Origin of the sequence: Pseudoalteromonas sp. CO342X (assembly GCF_004208915.1) — a bacterium.
Lineage (GTDB): Bacteria > Pseudomonadota > Gammaproteobacteria > Enterobacterales > Alteromonadaceae > Pseudoalteromonas > Pseudoalteromonas maricaloris.
Window position 1 is genome coordinate 1 of the sequence record NZ_SGPH01000004.1, and the last position, 17473, is coordinate 17473.

The 17473-nt window shown below is 43.8% G+C and carries 17 protein-coding genes and 1 tRNA gene; 8 read left to right on the forward strand and 10 right to left on the reverse strand.

From position 1 onward, the window contains the following. Window positions 1-548 precede the first annotated feature (548 nt). Entirely contained in the window at window positions 549-2138 is a 1590-nt protein-coding gene (locus EXT47_RS00765) for a methyl-accepting chemotaxis protein (RefSeq protein ID WP_039494708.1), read from the forward strand. A gap of 59 nt (window positions 2139-2197) precedes the next feature. Here the strand turns inward: EXT47_RS00765 and EXT47_RS00770 are convergent, their stop codons facing one another. The 6 genes from EXT47_RS00770 to EXT47_RS00790 form a co-directional block, all read right to left on the reverse strand. Then, window positions 2198-3382, reverse strand: coding sequence for a dipeptidase (locus EXT47_RS00770; RefSeq protein ID WP_039494707.1), 1185 nt, complete (start codon window positions 3380-3382; stop codon window positions 2198-2200). A gap of 105 nt (window positions 3383-3487) precedes the next feature. Further along, window positions 3488-3733, reverse strand: coding sequence for a YheU family protein (locus EXT47_RS00775; RefSeq protein ID WP_010607914.1), 246 nt, complete (start codon window positions 3731-3733; stop codon window positions 3488-3490). A 1-nt stretch (window position 3734) separates the two neighbouring features. Further along, window positions 3735-4742 carry a hydrolase gene (locus tag EXT47_RS00780; RefSeq protein WP_039494704.1) on the reverse strand — a complete coding sequence of 336 codons (1008 nt, stop codon included), beginning with the start codon at window positions 4740-4742 and terminating at the stop codon, window positions 3735-3737. 247 nt (window positions 4743-4989) lie between these two features. Beyond that, window positions 4990-5136 carry a hypothetical protein gene (locus EXT47_RS23785; RefSeq protein ID WP_010374526.1) on the reverse strand — a complete coding sequence of 49 codons (147 nt, stop codon included), beginning with the start codon at window positions 5134-5136 and terminating at the stop codon, window positions 4990-4992. A gap of 173 nt (window positions 5137-5309) precedes the next feature. Beyond that, complete coding sequence (locus EXT47_RS00785) at window positions 5310-5759, reverse strand: TIGR02444 family protein (protein ID WP_130125728.1); 450 nt, start codon at window positions 5757-5759, stop codon at window positions 5310-5312. Then, on the reverse strand, window positions 5753-7681 hold the full coding sequence (locus tag EXT47_RS00790) for an ATP-binding cassette domain-containing protein (RefSeq protein WP_039494696.1): 1929 nt from the start codon (window positions 7679-7681) through the stop codon (window positions 5753-5755). Before EXT47_RS00790 ends, EXT47_RS00785 begins: the two co-directional genes overlap by 7 nt. Window positions 7682-7811: 130 nt before the next feature. On the opposite strand from EXT47_RS00790, the gene EXT47_RS00795 reads away from it, so the two are divergent. Continuing rightward, window positions 7812-8012, forward strand: coding sequence for a YheV family putative zinc ribbon protein (locus EXT47_RS00795; RefSeq protein WP_010374531.1), 201 nt, complete (start codon window positions 7812-7814; stop codon window positions 8010-8012). Window positions 8013-8040: 28 nt separating this feature from the next. Here the strand turns inward: EXT47_RS00795 and EXT47_RS00800 are convergent, their stop codons facing one another. Next, window positions 8041-8253 carry a SlyX family protein gene (locus EXT47_RS00800; protein ID WP_010374533.1) on the reverse strand — a complete coding sequence of 71 codons (213 nt, stop codon included), beginning with the start codon at window positions 8251-8253 and terminating at the stop codon, window positions 8041-8043. Continuing rightward, a complete protein-coding gene (locus EXT47_RS00805) occupies window positions 8250-9263 on the reverse strand; it encodes a WD40 repeat domain-containing protein (protein WP_130125729.1) in 1014 nt (337 codons plus the stop codon). Before EXT47_RS00805 ends, EXT47_RS00800 begins: the two co-directional genes overlap by 4 nt. A 268-nt stretch (window positions 9264-9531) precedes the next feature. On the opposite strand from EXT47_RS00805, the gene fkpA reads away from it, so the two are divergent. Then, window positions 9532-10284, forward strand: a complete 753-nt coding sequence (gene fkpA, locus EXT47_RS00810; protein WP_026001096.1) for an FKBP-type peptidyl-prolyl cis-trans isomerase — start codon at window positions 9532-9534, stop codon at window positions 10282-10284. Between the two features lie 75 nt (window positions 10285-10359). On the opposite strand, the gene EXT47_RS00815 is transcribed toward fkpA, so the two are convergent. Beyond that, complete coding sequence (locus EXT47_RS00815; protein WP_010607921.1) at window positions 10360-10830, reverse strand: Rsd/AlgQ family anti-sigma factor; 471 nt, start codon at window positions 10828-10830, stop codon at window positions 10360-10362. Window positions 10831-11296: 466 nt separating this feature from the next. Here EXT47_RS00815 and hemE point away from each other — a divergent pair, with 466 nt between their 5' ends. Then, a complete protein-coding gene (gene hemE / locus EXT47_RS00820) occupies window positions 11297-12361 on the forward strand; it encodes a uroporphyrinogen decarboxylase (RefSeq protein WP_010374544.1) in 1065 nt (354 codons plus the stop codon). Between the two features lie 71 nt (window positions 12362-12432). Here hemE and EXT47_RS00825 read toward each other — a convergent pair whose 3' ends face one another. After that, window positions 12433-14277 carry a M1 family metallopeptidase gene (locus EXT47_RS00825; RefSeq protein ID WP_039494823.1) on the reverse strand — a complete coding sequence of 615 codons (1845 nt, stop codon included), beginning with the start codon at window positions 14275-14277 and terminating at the stop codon, window positions 12433-12435. 183 nt (window positions 14278-14460) lie between these two features. On the opposite strand from EXT47_RS00825, the gene murB reads away from it, so the two are divergent. The 4 genes from murB (at window position 14461) to EXT47_RS00845 (ending at window position 17348) form a co-directional block, all read left to right on the forward strand. After that, complete coding sequence (gene murB / locus EXT47_RS00830; protein ID WP_130125730.1) at window positions 14461-15480, forward strand: UDP-N-acetylmuramate dehydrogenase; 1020 nt, start codon at window positions 14461-14463, stop codon at window positions 15478-15480. Then, the gene (gene birA / locus EXT47_RS00835) at window positions 15467-16459 is read left to right on the forward strand and encodes a bifunctional biotin--[acetyl-CoA-carboxylase] ligase/biotin operon repressor BirA (RefSeq protein ID WP_130125731.1); all 993 of its coding nucleotides are present in this window, start codon (window positions 15467-15469) and stop codon (window positions 16457-16459) included. The genes murB and birA overlap by 14 nt, the downstream gene beginning before the upstream one ends. Next, window positions 16456-17148, forward strand: coding sequence for a type III pantothenate kinase (locus EXT47_RS00840; RefSeq protein WP_130125732.1), 693 nt, complete (start codon window positions 16456-16458; stop codon window positions 17146-17148). Before birA ends, EXT47_RS00840 begins: the two co-directional genes overlap by 4 nt. A 124-nt stretch (window positions 17149-17272) precedes the next feature. Next, window positions 17273-17348, forward strand: a tRNA-Thr gene (locus EXT47_RS00845). Window positions 17349-17473 lie beyond the last annotated feature (125 nt).

Genomic DNA, 17473 nt, shown 5'->3' on the forward strand with positions numbered 1-17473 from the left:
GACTGTAAAATCTAAAAAACTACTCCAAAACTCGTCGGTTCACTCTTCATAAATTAATAGCTCCCGCAACCAATTTTTAATTGGACTGCACAATCTAAAGAATTACTCCGAAACTCGTCGGTTCACTCTTCATAAATTACTGGCTTCCGCAAGCAATTCTTAATTGGACTGTAAAATCTAAAAAACTACTCCAAAACTCGTCGGTTCACTCTTCATAAGTTAACAGCTCCCGCAACCAATTCTTAATTGGACTGTAAAATCTAAAAAACTACTCCAAAACTCGTCGGTTCACTCTTCATAAATTAATAGCTCCCGCAACCAATTTTATTGGTACTGAAGTTTAAGCTTTGTTCTATAGTTAGCCTACTTTTCCTACACAATCTAAAACTTCATACTATTGATTCTGAAGCTGAGTATTTACTCTCTAGGTCATCGCCTCAATTTTCATCTTTTCAGCATTAAACTCGGTAGCTATATGCTGCGAATATTTGTCTATAAATCTTTATATGGTCTAGGCTTTTACTATCTCTTATTTGAGGTGTATGAAGATGGATTTACATAGTATTCGAGTCAAAAGTTCATTGCCAACGGCTATGTTGACGATCGTGCTGCTATTTGTGTTTTTTGGTTTTTCAGTGTTGCTCAATAAGGTGCAATCGGCACTTGAGATCCAAACTGAAAACTATTTAAAAGCGGTGTCAGTGGTACTCAATGCGGATAGAGACTTTTATCAAGCTCAAGAAGCCTACCTCAAATTATTAGCTGGTGAAGATAAGTGGGCGGATTTTGAAGAAAACGCCGAGCAGGTCAAACAGCGCTATCAAAAGTATCTTCAGTTTATGTCACTCCACCAGAGTGAACTGGGTAGTTTTGCAACTTTTGATGCGGACTTTCAAAGTTGGTATCGCGTGACGGTGGCGAGTATTAAAACTCCAACAGATAAAGCGCTTCAAACTGAGTCTGCTAAGTTATTTGGTGCAGTTCGTGATGTGCTTGATAAAGCCGGTGAATTAGCCGATGAAAAATCGGCTGCAAGTCGTGCGGTAGTTGTTGCTGAGGTTACTCAGATAAAATGGGGACTTGGCGTTGGTGCCTTGCTCCTACTTGGTATTGCTTGTTGGATTGCTTATCGGATCCCTCGTCAGTTAGCACAGCAGATAAATTTTGTGTCGGATAGGATCTCTGAAATTGCCTCTGGGGACGGAGACTTAACTGGTCGCATTGAAATCAAAGGAAATGATGAGTTTGCAAAGCTATCGCTAAACTTTAATCATTTTCTCGAGAGTTTACAGGCGATGGTTACAGCACTTGTGAAAGATGGTGGCGAGCTGTCGAGTTTGTCGTCAAAACTCAGTCATTATGCCACACAGTGCCATGACTTAATCGACTCGCTTGGTAAGTCATCACATACCATTGTTAGCGCGGTGCATCAGCTAAGTCACTCAAGTCAAGAAGTCTCGTCGGTGGCAGAAAACTCATTGAAAGAAGCTGAAGCTTCACATCGCTACGCAGCACAAGGTAAAACGGTGTTGGCTGATTCAAAACAAAAAATCACTCATCTTGCTGATAATATGGAAGCGGCACTCTCCAGTTCGTTAGCTTTACAAAAAAACTCTGAAAACATTACGCAAGTGCTCGATGTTATTCGCGGGATTGCTGAGCAAACCAATTTATTAGCGCTCAACGCGGCAATTGAAGCGGCAAGAGCGGGTGAACAAGGTCGTGGATTTGCAGTGGTAGCTGACGAGGTTAGGTCACTAGCCACTCGAACACAAGACAGCACTAATGATATTCAGAAGATGTTAGAAGCATTCTCACATAGCGTAGAGGACTCACAAAAGACCATTGAAGATGGTAAGCAGTATGTTGATGTTGCAGTAGAAAGTTTTACGAAGGCAACGGAGCTATTGGAGTTAATTGCACAAAGTGCGGTGAAAGTGACTGAGCTTTCAGAGCAAACCGCTCATGCGACTCAGCAGCAAAATGCAGTGTCTACTGAGATTAGCAGTAATCTAACTGATTTAAATGACAAAACATTGGACGGCGAGAGACTGTCTGGAGAAACGCATCAAATTTCGGATGATGTGCTGCGAGTCACCAGTAAATTGGTGGATGAATTATCCCAGTTTAAAGTCTAAGGTCTTGTAAGGTGTGCCGTGCGGCACGGCACACCTTATGAAATCAGCTGTTTGAACAGTTATTTAGCAAACTTCTTTGCGTAAGCCTCAGCTTGCTTCCACACGCGTAGGGTATTGCCACCTAAAATCTTTTTGATATCAGCGTCACTGTAGCCTCTATCCAAAAGACCTTGCACAAGATTTGGATACGTTGACACGTCTTTCAAGCCAACCGGTAGTGAGTCACCCACACCATCGTAATCTGAACCAATGCCTACATGATCTATCCCTATCAACTTAACGACGTGGTCAATGTGATCTAGCACTTGATCAAGTGTGGCAAATGGGAACGGATTTTTTGCTCTAAACGCCGCTCTAAAATCGGTGCGATCTTTGTCTTTGGCTTCTTTTTGTGCTTCGTCACGCTTGTCATACCAAGCTCCAGCTTTTGCCGTCACAAAGCTCGAGCCAAAGTTAATTTGGATCACGCCGCCATTTTTTGCCAAGGCTTTGAGCATTTCGTCATCCATATTGCGCTCGAATCCTGGGGTGTATTTACGCAGGGATGAATGTGAAGCAACGACCGGCACTTTTGAAATGTCCATAACCTGATAAAAGGCGTCATCGGAAATATGTGATACATCAATGAGCATACCAATTTTGTTCATTTCAACCACAAGCTCTTTACCAAATGGGCTTAAGCCTTTCCATTTACGGCGTACGTCATAAGAAGAGTCAGAAATATGGTTGCTTTGCGAGTGTGCTAAGGTGATATAGCGCACGCCACGGTCATAAAAATGCTTAAGGTTTTTCATCTCACCTTCAATGGGTGAGCCATTTTCCATGCCCATCGCGATAGACATAATACCACTGTCAAATTGCGCATAAATGTCGTCGGTATTGTAAGCCATCGCAAATTTATCTGGTGCGCGATGTGCTAGGGCTTCCATACCGTCAATCAGTTGATTGGCGAGTTGATAGCTTTTACCTTTACCTTCAAATTCTAAATTAGCAGGAATATAAATAGACATAAATGGCGCATTAAGACCGCCTTTTACCGCGCGAGGGTAATCAAAATCACCGCCTTCGGTTGCTTGGCTAACATCATCCCATTTACTTTGGATGCGATATGGAACGTCGATGTGTGTATCAATTAGGATGTTATCGTGAGCGAGTTTAACTGCGCGCTCAGAGGCTTTGTATTCAGTTGCATAAGCGGTAGAAACAGCCAGCGCGAGGGCGCAAAGAGCAGTGCCGAGCTTCATAAAATTGCCTTTCCTTTATAGTTATAGAAATTTGATTGTAACAACTCCTGTTACTTCGACAACTGTTTACGATTAGCGCTAAATACAAAGAAAGCTGAAGGTTTTTTAATACTCGTAATCTTCCTGTGCTTGCATTGCTTGAAATTGTTGTTTGCTAACAATATTCACCGATTCGTGTAATTCCGAGAAAACGATCAGTGCTTCTCCGGATTTTAGCTGTGCTTTCACTTGCGCGACTTTGCTCTCGGTGCTGACTTCAGTATCGCCATAGTCTGTTCCTTCACGCAGCACATAATGCTCAATAAGGTTGTCCAGCGTCTCTTGCGGAAGTTGTTGATAGGGAATGAGCATACTACTTAGCCTTACTATAAATTTGCTGTAAATATTGTGGGATAACGCTTTCTAGCCAAAACTTTGGTTTAAGGGGGTTACTTCCCGAAATAAACCCTACGTGACCACCGTGTGGGCTCACTGCAAGCGTCACCGGTGAGTTAACCTGAGCAGCTGTAGGCACGGCTTGTGATGATAGCATGGGGTCATCTTCGGCGTGGATCAGGAGTGTTGGTGTCGTGATCTGGGTTAAGTAGGGCTGCGAACTTGCTTGTGCGTAATAGTCTTCCGCACCGTTAAAACCATGCAGCGGTGCCGTTATCTTATCATCAAATTGCCATAGGTCATCAATGGCATAAAGGGCAGGCTTGTCTATCCTAATTTGCGACTGGATGGTGTCTAGCTTACGTGAAAAAGACTTCTTCATCCTGTCTAGCAAGTATTTTTGATAGAGTTTAAAGCAGCTCTTTCTGATCACCTGACAAGAGGAAGAAAGGTGATAAGGCGCTGAGACGACAACGCCAGCCTCAAGACCGCTTTGCGATTTGGTTTCTCCCAAGTATTTGGCAAGTACATTACCGCCGAGCGAAAAGCCAACTGCAAACAATGGCCGTTTAGGAAAACGGGCTTTTAGCGTGTCTATAAAAAAGCCAAGATCTGAAGTTTCGCCGCTATGATAAGCTCTGGCTTGGCGGTTCACTTCACGTGAGCAGTTGCGAAAGTGCATCAGTACGGCATCAAAACCATGGTGTACCAACGCTTTTAATAGGCCTTTTGCATAAAAGCTGTTGATATTGCCTTCTAGCCCATGCAATACCACAACCAAAGGTGCCGATTTATCGCCGTGTTGTGCCCATGCAAGTTCTAAAAAGTCATCGTCTGGTGTGTCTAGTGTTTCATAGTCGACGGGCACCTGTAATCTCGGCCTAAAGAATCGCGGAAGTATGGTTTGGGCATGGCGGTTGCGCATCCACCAAGCAGGCTTAAATTCGTAATTATCGGCTGTTATTGTTTTCATGGCTTGATTCATAATAGAAACTGCGTCTTTTTGGCGGTTGCTCGCAAAGCAAAGAAAGGAAGCTATCCAGTTGCAAAACACGTTTTAGCCAGTTTAACGTATTATCGGTTGAGGGTTAAGCAAATAAAAAGCACCCGACCAGTAAACTGATAAGGTGCTTTGTGCGTCGTGCTTAATTCTGCAAGTTGGGGAACTACGTCGAGCCGATCTTCTACTACTTATTCTTCAATCGCCCCAAGGTAATACATTTAAATCTGTTCTATTGTTCGTTAGGTACTTCAGCGTCCATGACTTTTTTAATGAAAAAGTAGACGTAATAACAGCACAGCAAAATTACAATCCCTAAAAAGCCAAAAGACAGAAACAACACAGGGTCGGAAAAAAAGTCTCTAAAGAATACGTTCATGGCTGTGCCTCCTAATTTGTCGATGAGTAAATAGTAGTGGAGGTCTGAGGGGCTTGATATGATCAAGATCAAGTTTCAATCCTGAGTGAAATCAAACCTAGGCAAAGGCTTGATCTCGATCAGGTTTTATATCTAAGTTGGGTAAATAACAGGGCTTATATTGATTTAATGGCTTAGAAGTCAGTCGTATTGAATAAAGCGTCGTACTCACTCTGACTCAAATAGAGCAGCACATTGCTACTTGATTGCAGTGGCGCAGACGAAAAGCGCTTTAATGTCTCCAGCAATAGCGCTTGTTGACGCTTTTCAAGCTCAAGCTCTGCAGTCAGCATCGCTGAACGCAACTTTTGATAGTCTTGGTCGTCTTGATGATGTGTTTTTAGGGTATGGCGGATCGCGCGTTGGGGTTGTAGCACCGCTTGGTCAAATTGCTTAGCAGTCTTTTCCAGTGCGGCTAGGGTGTTGGGGGTAATCGTCAGTGCTAAAGTGTCTAGGTAACAAAGTAACAGGCACAGGTTGATATTTTTGCCTGCAGCATCTTGCAAATTCAGCAGCCGCGATTGCATCTGCGGGCGGCTGTAGAATTCACAGGCAAACTGCCAAAAGTCTTCACGACTTAGCATATCTCTCCAGTCTCATCGAAATGGTTTTGCTTTTCTTCTAACTCTTCCAGTGCCATTAATAAGTTTTCTTCTGTGTCATTAAGCTCAGGGGTTATCTTGGCTTGTTTTGCCAGTAAGTCACTTAATTTTGCTTTGTTCTCGTCCGTGTATAGGCTGTTGTCAGCCAAAGCTTGCTCAATTTCGTCTGCTTGCTCAGTGAGCTGGTCGAGCTGTTTTTCGAGCTTTTCAATCGACTTTTTCAACGGCTGAATGGTTTTTCTGAATTCGGCTTCAAGACGCTTTTGCTCTTTACGATTGGCATTAGAGTTTTGCTTTGGTTCAGCCTCTGATCCACTTGATTTCGCTTGCTCTTTATTGGCATTCATAAGCCATTGGTAATAGGCATCTAAGTCATAGCCGAACTGAGAAACGGTCCCATTATCAACTAAATAGTACTCGTCAGCGGTATTTTTCAGCATGTGGCGATCGTGGGAAACCGTGACCATTGCACCCTCAAAACCTTGTAAGGCCATCACAAGTGCGTGTCGCATTTCTAAATCTAGGTGGTTGGTCGGCTCATCGAGTAACAGCAGGTTCGGCTTTTGATACACCAGCATCGCAAGTACGAGTCGTGCTTTTTCGCCACCAGAAAACGGCGCAACGGGTTCGAGGGCCTTATCACCATGAAAAGCAAAACCGCCCAAGAAATCACGAATAAGCTGCTCTGGTACTTTAGGGTCTAGACGTTGAATATGGGTAACCGCACTGGCCTCAAGATCGAGAGACTCAAGCTGATGCTGAGCAAAATAGCCTACATTTAATCCTTGGTGTTGAAACACTTCACCAGCTTGTGGGGTTAAATCGCCGGCAAGTAACTTGATTAGGGTCGATTTACCAGCGCCGTTACGGCCAAGTAACGCAATACGGCTACCTGGGACCAGATTAAGCTTGATGTCATGCAAAATGGTAACGTCACCATAGCCCGCTTTGGCTTGCTCTAGTGTCATCAATGGATTAGGCAAGCTTGTTGGATCTGCAAATTCAAAATTAAATGGTGAATCTGCATGAGCGGGCGCGAGCATTTCCATGCGTTCAAGGGCCTTCACTCGACTTTGCGCTTGTTTTGCTTTACTCGCTTTCGCTTTAAAGCGGGTAATAAACTTCTCTAAATGTGCAATCGTTTCTTGTTGCTTCTCGTAAAGCGCTTGGTGCTGTGCCATGCGCTCTGCTTTTTGACGCTCAAACTGAGAATAGTGACCTTTATAGACGTTGATCTGCTGTTGGTCGATATGCCAAATCTCGCCAACAACCGCATCTAAAAATTCGCGGTCGTGAGAAATAAGCACTAATGTACCCTGATAGGCGCGCAAAAAGCGTTCTAGCCAATAAACAGCGTCCAAATCCAAGTGGTTGGTTGGCTCATCCAAAAGCAATAAATCGGCATCGCGGATCAGCGCTTGCGCAAGGTTCAAGCGCATGCGCCAGCCACCAGAAAAGTCGCTAACGGCAAACTCAATCTGTTCATTGCTAAAACCAAGGCCATGGAGTAGTTCTCCCGCTTTGGCTTCAATACTATACCCTTTGATGTTCTCTAGCTGTTGGTGTGCTTTTGCTTGTAGCTCCCCATCACCGTCCCGCTCCGCTTGTTGTAGCTGCGTTCTCAATACATAGTATTCAGGGTGTCCCTGTAGTACATACTCGAGGGCGCTAATGGAGAGTGCTGGGGTTTCTTGTTTTACCGATGCAATAGACCAATCTTTTGGAATAGCAAAATCACCTGAATCGAGTTGCAGCTCACCTTTTAGCAGCGCAAAGAGAGATGATTTACCACAGCCATTGGCACCGACTAGGCCCGCCTTATGTTGTGGATAAAGCGTTGCATTTGCTTGTTTTAGCAGTGTTTTACTGCCACGAAGTAGCTCGATATCAGAAAGTTGGATCATAATTCTAAAAGTCTGTCTAAATTGCGCGCATCATAGCATGGATCCAATCCCTTACTCCAAGCGTATCATGACAAATAAAATTAGGATAAAATGACAAACCTTAAACTCGGTGTTCATTAGAGGTGTAGAGTTGAAAGTTAAGAAGCGTTTTATTGCAGGGGCAAGTTGTCCAGAATGCCAAAAAATCGACGTAATGATGCTCTACAAAGAGCATGATGTTGAAAAAGTTGAATGTGTTGAGTGTGGCCACGTAATGTCACAGCCGAAAGATGCGGTACAGGCTTCTACACGCCAGTTTGAGCAAGTTATTGGGGTGTTCAAACCGGAGTGAGTGCTCACCCCGTTTTTCAATTTATTTGTTAGTAGTGCGGTGGTGGTGGCTCTTGATGTTGAGGCATTAAACCTGGGTCGCGGCCTTCTTTCATTTTCTCTGCCAATAGCTCAATTTGTCGTTGCATTTTAGCCAAGCGCTGCTGATGTGCCTTTAGCTCTTCATTTAAGGTTTCGATTGTATCTTCTTGAAAGGCAAGCTTAGCCTCAAGCTCAGTAATTCTGTTTTCGATTTCATTCATGGCTTTTTCACCTGCGCAAATTTTTCCAGTAGTCCGCTGGAGCTTTCGGTTAACAATGCAGTGTCTTGGTCTTGAAAAGCAACGTCAAATACAACCGCAGACTTGGGGCGGCTGCCTTCTCGGGGTTGTACACGCCAAGTTTGCAATCGTTCGCCATCACTCACTTGCCATAAAATAAGCTCGCGGTTAGGTGAGCCGGTGGCCAAGAGCGTTGCGTCTTGATTAAAGCGCACTGCACTGAAAATTTTCTGGCGAGCAATATACTGTAATTGTGCTTTGAGATCACCAGAAGTTAATTGCCAAATGCTCGCTTTTTTCATGCTATCTGCGGTAAAAGCAAATCTTCCTTGGTCATCTAATGCAACTTTGGTCACGCGACTTGGGTGGTTAAAGCGATGGATCACTTGCCCCGTTCTAGTATCCCAAAAGTAAGCGGTATAGTCGTTGCCTCCGGTTAAGGCAAAGTGACCATTGGGAGACATGGCAATAGAATTGATATTTTCTTGATGTCCAAGGAACTCTATCCGCCTTCCACTCTCTAAGTCGAGGTGAACGACAACGTTATCACTGCGGGCATAGAGTAAATATCGGCCCGCATTGCTAATTGCGATATCTCGAATAGTGCCAGGCTCGATCTCAAAATATCCTAGGTTTTGACCGCTTTCGATGCTCCAGATGGCGAATGTTTTATCAGTGGCAGTGACGGCCGTGGAGTTGTCATTAGCTAAAGCCAGTGAGTGAATGAGATCGTCGGGGGCATCAGAGTGACGCCATTGAAATTTGAGGCCTTGCTCTTGATTATCCCAAAGTACGGCCCCATGCTCTATGGAAGAAACAAGGCTGTAGTGACCGTCCGCAGAGATAGCAGCAGAAAATGCCCCTCTGCTGGCATGTTCTACGGTCATAACGGCTTTTGAAGTGTCAGGGCCACAGCCGGTTAAGGTGAAGCAACTGAGCATCGCGCATGCAAAGAGGAGGCTTGTCCACTTAATGTTGACGAGTTTGACCATAAATTAGGTAAATCCTCCTTAACTCCGAAGCCTACAACAGGTAGACTAAAGGCACTAAAAACAAGATATTATTTTGATATTAGCGTATTAAAAGCGTAATGTCGTTACGCGATAATGGCAAGCAAATGCATATTGGCATTCTGATCAGAGAATGTTAATGTGGCTAGCACCTTTTCTTATTAATATAAAATTAACAATGGCACCGCATATCAAGCTCTCTTGCGCGAGCATTGGTGTTTTGATAGTAGGGACTGTCGGAGAGTTGAGAATGAAACAGACGATTAAACTGTCACTCGTTGCTGCTTCAGTGTTAGCACTAGTAGCGTGTAATAAAAAAGCAGAAGAGCAGAAGCCTGCTGAAGTTAAGCTAGATACAGAGGTGCAACAGCAAGCATACGGTATCGGTGCTTCAGTTGGTAACTTCTTGCAAAAAGACTTAGCGGATAAAAAAGAGCTAGGCATTGAACTTGATCAAGAGTTACTTATGCGTGGTTTTAAAGACGCTCTGGCTGGTGAAGCTAAGCTGGATGAAGCAAAAATCCGTGAAGTACTCACTTCACTAGATTCTTCTGTTCGTGAAAAGCAAGCTGCTAAAGTTGAAGCTGATGCGAAGAAGAATAAAGAAGAGGGCGATAAGTACCTAGCTGAGAACGCGAAGAAAGAGGGCGTTCAGGTGACTGAGTCAGGTCTTCAGTATGAAGTGCTAAGCGAAGGTGATGGTAAAAAGCCAGTCGCAACAGACAAGGTGACAGTACATTATAAAGGTACTTTGTTAGATGGTTCTGAGTTCGATAGCTCTTATGCACGTAATGAGCCTGCCACTTTCAACCTAAATCAAGTTATTGCAGGTTGGACTGAAGGTCTGCAGCTAATGAACACTGGCGCTAAGTATAAGTTTACTATTCCTGCGGAGCTTGCATACGGCACTCGTAACCTAGGTAAAATTCCTGCTAATTCTACACTGGTATTTGAAGTTGAGCTGCTAGGTATCGAAGACGAAGCTGAAGAGGCTGCCGAATAACTTGGCAGTGTCTGCAAAGAAAAGGTGAGATAGCTATCTCACCTTTTTTTATATTTTGGTGCCCGCAAATTTAGACTATTCAGTGTGATTAGAATAAAGGTTATCGATCAGTTCGTCTTCCAATTGGAAGCGTAACTCAAGCGTTTCACCTAACACAGACAAGTCGTTATCGAAGTCTGCTAATTCTTGTGTTTCTTGATTTACTTCAGCGTATTTGTCGTTGAAATCAAGTGCGGTATCAGTCGTATCTGTGATTCGAGGGTACAGTGACTGAGCCAATTTTGCGCTTTCAGGGCCTTTTTCTTGGCAGGCCTCAACAATGTTGTCATAAATTTCAAAATGACCAGCTGAAAGATAGTCCATCAAAATCTGGCAGAATGACTGAATGTCAACTTGCTCAGGAAGTGCTTTACCATTTCGAGTTGGTGAGCATCCTGCAACTTTATAATATAAAACCAATAGTTCCTGACGCTCTGCTAACCATGCATCAATTACACTATGGCTGCCTCCCCATTTCTGTTGGGCTTGTTCTAACTGCGAAAGCATAGTGATTCTCCTTAAGCGGGTTACCTACCTCTATGGAAAGGGAAACGGGGCAAAAGGTCAACCAATTTTTTCTGTAAAAGCGTAAAAAGATCAAAAGATTATTGGTTTGATTATCGGGAATGTTAACAAATTCAGGAGGATAAAAATAAAAAAACCACCGAGAGAAACTCAAGGTGGTTCAAAATAGCAGTTTAGCTTGTTGCGTAATGTTGTTATTTTTCTAATTGAAGGTGTTTTGTTGTTATTTTTCTAACGCGGTAATTTTATACCAACCTTTTAATCGTGTTGCAAACAGTTTAATCGCTTGTTTCGGTAATTTTTACACAAGCTTATGAATTTGTTCCTAATAAAGTGAGGTTTAATCTAGATCATAACGAGGCGTTGGCAAGGATAGTTTAGATAGTGCCCATGTGCACTTAGTGATACAATCCGCACAATTGAATTTAAGTATTGGAATAGAGACGCTATGAGCGAATTAAAAAACGATCGTTATTTACGAGCGCTATTAAAACAACCAGTTGACGTCACACCAGTATGGATGATGCGCCAAGCTGGTCGTTATCTACCAGAGTATCGTGCCACCAGAGCACAAGCTGGTGACTTTATGAGCCTTTGTAAAAATGCAGAACTGGCATGTGAAGTGACATTACAGCCGCTGCGTCGTTATCCACTAGATGCGGCGATTCTGTTTAGCGATATTTTGACTATTCCAGATGCAATGGGACTTGGACTTTACTTTGAAACTGGTGAAGGTCCAAAGTTTGAGCGTCCTATCCAATCGTTAGACGATGTTAAAAAGCTACCAAAATTAGATCCAACCGATGAGCTTGGTTATGTAATGAATGCAGTGAGTACAATTCGTCGTGAGCTTAAAGGTGAAGTACCACTTATTGGTTTCTCCGGCTCACCATGGACGCTAGCGACTTACATGATTGAAGGCGGTAGCAGCAAAACATTCGGTAAGATTAAAAAGATGGCGTTTGCAGAGCCGCAGACACTCCACCTACTGCTAGATAAAGTGGCTGATTCGGTTATCGACTACCTAAATGCGCAAGTAAAAGCGGGTGCTCAGTCGCTGATGATCTTCGACTCTTGGGGTGGAGTATTAAGCCCACGTGACTACAAAGAGTTTTCACTACAATATATGCACAAAATTGTAGATGGCCTGATCCGTGAAAATGATGGTCGCAAAGTACCTGTGACATTATTCACGAAGAATGGCGGTCAATGGATTGAAGCAATTGCAGCTACTGGATGTGATGCAGTTGGTCTAGATTGGACGATTGATATTGCCGATGCAAAACGTCGTGTAGGCGATAAAGTCGCACTACAAGGTAATATGGATCCTTCAATGCTACACGGTACCCATGAGCGTATTCGTGAAGAAGTTCAGCATATATTAGCCGGCTTTGGGGAAGGTAATGGTCATGTGTTTAACTTAGGCCATGGCATTACACCTGATGTTGACCCTGAAAATGCAGGTGTCTTCATCAATGCGGTTCACGAATTTAGCCGTCAATATCACAAGTAATTTAAATTTGAACTTAAACTTAAAATAGAGAAGAGCGCTTATTGAAGCGCTCTTTTTGTTTTTGAAATGTATTATTCAAATAAGGCGTCGATGGTGCCTTGGGCAAGTGGGTGGTATCCTGGACGTGCTTGTTGATAAACACGGTAAGCCCAGTCACGCTTGCCATTCTTAATGAGAGACTTGTATAAATTCACAATAAGCTTGCGACGACCAATACTTACTAGATGCTTCTCAAGGTCTGGGTAAATAGCTTGGTAGCCGTTACCTACTGCTAGCATATACCAAGCAAAAGCGCGTTCAGCGTTGGTCGATTGCGTCAGCTTAAATGCTTTGTCCAATGCTTCCATACGCTCGATGGCGAGATCTCTTGGTAAGTTATTAATAAAGTGCAGCCACTCATGTACTGTCCAAGCGTCGGTCGGTAAATCTGCAAGTGTTTTCTCGTCTTTTAACCAAGCTTGAGTTAGCGCATCCACTTTTTCAAAAGCATCAGAAGTTGGGTTCGGTGCGTCGCTTGGCAAGCCTGGCTCATAAATCCACTCTTTGGCTTTTTCTAAGCTCACGATACCAGGATATTGCTGTAGCAAGTTTTTGTCTAAGTACGCGACGAATTCATCAGTAGTCAGAGATTTAAAAGAGAAAGTGTTAAAGTAGGTTTTAACAAACTTGTCGAACTTGTCACGACCAAACTTTTCTTCTAGATAAATAAGGAATAATTGACCTTTAGTGTAAGGTACAGAGCTAAACGCATCGTCAGGATCGCGGCCATTAAGCTCTAAATTCATGCGTGTATCAGGAGCGGCAATAGTTTTAAGTTGTGCACGCAAGCCAGCAGCGTCAAGTGCTTGCTCCATCACCGCGCGATCACGACCAAACACTTCTTCCATAATACGGTTTTCAACGTAAGAGGTGAAACCTTCATTTAGCCATAGGTCTTCCCACGTCGCGTTGGTCACTAAGTTGCCAGACCAAGAGTGCGCTAACTCATGGGCGATTAGGTTTACTAAACTTTTGTCACCGGCAACTACAGTTGGCGTGATAAATGACAGGCGTGGATTTTCCATACCACCAAACGGGAAGCTAGGCGGCAACATGAGCAGGTCGTATCTACCCCAAGCGTATTCACCATACATGGCATTGGTTTTATCGATCATCGCTTGCGTATCATTAAACTCAGCAACAGAGGCATCGAGGATTTGCGGTTCTGCAAAAATCGCAGTTTGGTGCGACATCTCTTTATATTCAAGGTTACCTGCACCAATTGCAATTAGGTACGGTGGGATAGCTTGCGGCATATCAAACCAATAATCGCCATCTTTGATCAATGCGCCGGTATTGTCCGCACTCATTACCGCACGTACATCTTTAGGCGTATGTACGCGAGCAGAGTAAGTCACACGCATTGCTGGCGTATCCTGCACAGGGATCCAACTACGAGCATGAATAGCTTGAGATTGGCTATACATAAATGGGTGAGATTTACTTGCGGTTTGCTGCGGTGTTAACCACTGTAGACCTGATGCAACTGGCAAGCTGTTGTAATAAATACGTGCTTTTTTTGCTTGCTCTTTAAAGTGAATAGTTAACTTAGCACCTTTCACATCATCGCGCTTGGCAAGATCAAACTTGGCGGTATGCCATTTATCATCTTTACCTTGATACATCACTTTGTCGATTTCGAGGTCACGCGTATCTAGTACCAGTGTTTTTGCTTGGCGATTCTGCCAATCTAGCGTGTGTTCAACAAAACCTTCGAGCTGCTTATCTTCAAAGTCAACGTCTAGGTCTAGATGCAAGTGTGTGGTAATAACATCGTTAAGATTGGCGTAAGTGTGTTGGTCAACGGCTGCGTTTACATCAGCAGTGTGGACAAGGCCAGCCATGGCGAGGCTGAGCGTAAGTGCCGAAAGTTTCATCATAATGCTGCTCTTATAAAAAGAATATTCCCAATTAGAACGGCTAACATAACTAATTTCTGACCATTTAAACAGTATAAGCCGATGGGTTACATAAAATGATGGGTAAGATGACGTTAATGCGTAAGTCAGGGCAATGCGCTACACTAGCGCCAGTTTAGTTAATATTGGCAAGGTGCTGCAGTGACTAATTTGCAGTCTTATCACACTTTTTCGCTGCCGTCGGGCTGCGAGTCCCTTATTGTTATCACAGATCCACATGCGCTGGTTGAGCTCGATTTCAGTCGTCCTTTCTTTTTAATTGGGGAAGGGAGTAATACCATTTTTCTGGAAGACTATGCTGGAACCGTTATTAAGCTTGCGACCTTAGGTGTCGATATCGAGCAACAAGATGATGATTATATCGTTACAGTCGCAGCTGGAGAAAACTGGCACCAGCTCGTTACAAAGCTGCTTGATAACGGAATTGACGGGTTAGAAAATCTCGCGCTGATCCCTGGTACTGTTGGTGCGGCGCCGGTACAAAATATCGGCGCCTACGGTGTTGAAGTATCACAATTTATCACCGCCGTTAGAGGATTTGATATCGCTGAGCGGCGCTTCACGACATTAACCAATGCAGAGTGTGAATTTGGCTATCGAGATTCAGTCTTTAAACACCGCCTAAAAGATAAGTTCGTTATTACTGAAGTGACATTGACATTGCCTAAACATTGGCAGCCAACGTTAAGTTATGGCCCTCTACAAAGCTTGAGTGATACAGCAACCGCGCAAGAGATTTGTGAAGCGGTGATAGTTACTCGAAACAGTAAATTGCCCGATCCTACGACGCTTGCAAATGCCGGGAGCTTTTTTAAAAACCCAGTAGTTGATAGGGCGTTTGCAGCTCAGTTGCAAAGTAAATTTCCAGAGATGCCAGCGTTTGATGTAGACAATGACCATGTAAAACTTGCGGCTGGCTGGTTAATTGACAAAGCGGGTCTAAAAGGCTGCCACCGTGGAGCCATTCGTGTGTATGAGAAACAAGCACTGGTACTTGTTCATAGTGGTGGCAGTACCGGTGAAGATTTAACACAGTTAGTGAGTCATATTCAGCAAACCGTTTGGCAAAAATTTGCTGTATTACTCGAGCATGAAGTGCGCCTTATAACAAAGCATGGTGAATGTCAGTTACAAAGTGTGGAATGCCATGAAAACGCCTGATCATAAGAAGCAAACGATTTTAGCGGCCTTGAATAAAGGAGAATTTATCTCAGGGCAAGAACTTGGCGAGCAACTAGGTATTAGTCGCGCGGCTATTGCGAAGCATATAGCGGCGTTGCAAGAGATGGGCGTGGATATTTTTCGAGTCAATGGCCGCGGCTATAAACTCAATTATAGCTTACCGCTTATTCATCAAAGTAAGTTGAATACTCTATGGCAACAGCAGTTTCAAAGTGAGTGTCCAATCGAATATCACGCAATTATAGACTCCACGAATAGCGAGCTAATGCGTCGTTTGCAGGACAAACAGAATATGGGCTCAGGCCATGTCTTGGTGGCTGAAATGCAGCAAGCTGGCAGAGGGCGCAGAGGTCGGGTATGGCAATCGCCCTTTGGTGCTAACCTTTATTACAGTTATTACTGGCAGTTTGACGCTGGCATGCAAGCGGCGATGGGCTTATCCATTGCTGTAGGACTTGCAGTATATGATGCGTTAAAGGTCCTTTATGGTATTTCCGTTGAACTAAAATGGCCAAACGATATATATCTCAACCAGCAAAAACTGGCGGGGATCTTGGTTGAACTAGAGGGGCAGGTGGAAGGGCCTTGCCATCTCGTGATTGGGATTGGGCTAAATATATGCATGCCAGAGTCTGCCTCTAAACACATCGACCAAGCGTGGACAGATCTGCAAACGCACTTAGGCCAAATTGATAAAAATCAGTTAGTGGTGCAGCTCACTCACTCTTTGTCTGAGCGTCTTGCCCAGTATAAAGAGTCTGGACTGAGCGAAATGGTGACCGAATGGAATAGTCTAAATGCCTTTAAAGGTGACGCGGTAACCTTGAGTACAGGACAAAGAGAATGGCGTGGGATCTGTGAAGGCATCGATATGCAAGGCGGCTTATTGCTTAGGCAAGATGGTGAGCTTAAAGCTTTTTATGGCGGTGAAATTTCGTTAAGAAAGGTGATATCGTGAAACTGCTAATTGACGTAGGTAATACTGCAGTTAAATATGCACTTGAGCATGAAGGCCGTATTAGTCCAGTAAAAGAAAGTGATATTGAATGGCAAAAGCTAACCGCAATTATCTGCTCTCAGGTTGGTAAGGGAGCGGGATTACAGTGGGTGGAAAGTCGCGCCTCTGAGTTTGGTCTTGTGTTAGAGCAAGCACAAGTATCGCCAAGGCGAGCTGGGGTAACTTGCGCCTATCCTAGTTTTAAAAATTTGGGGATTGATAGGTGGCTCGCGGTACTTGCCGCGCATGCTCTATATCCAACGCAAGATATTATCGTAATTGATTCTGGCACTGCGACCACGGTTGATGTAGTGACTGCACAAGGGATACACATGGGAGGGTGGATTTTACCAGGTATCGATCTCATGATTTCCAGTATTACAGCGCGTGCAGAGCGAGTATTTTGTGATGATAACACCCCGTTTGCAGAGGAGTTTGCGAAAAATACACCTGAGGCGGTAAAAAATGGTGCCTTAGCTGCAACACTTGGGCTTGTGCACAGTGCAAAGCAGTTACTTAATAATGAGTCTGCGTTGGTATTATGTGCAGGTGGATATGGAGAACTTATTAAAAACCATATTGAGTCAGCCGTTTTTGATGACCTTTTAGTATTCAAAGGTTTGTCAGTTTGGTGGAAAAACCCGCAATAACTGTAAAAATGTCATAGGATTGGCTTAAAACTGAGCGTTTGAGCAATTAATTTAAATTTTTTTGCATATTCCTGTTGCATCGCGTCAATGGTTGCTCTAATATCTCGCCCCGTACTAAAGCAGTGCCGACTTAGCTCAGTTGGTAGAGCAACTGACTTGTAATCAGTAGGTCATCCGTTCGACTCGGATAGTCGGCACCATCTTTTTACCCTATCTTGTATAGGATGCTTTAGGAAAGAATTTTTACGTGGAGGGGTTCCCGAGCGGCCAAAGGGATCAGACTGTAAATCTGACGGCTCAGCCTTCGCTGGTTCGAATCCAGCTC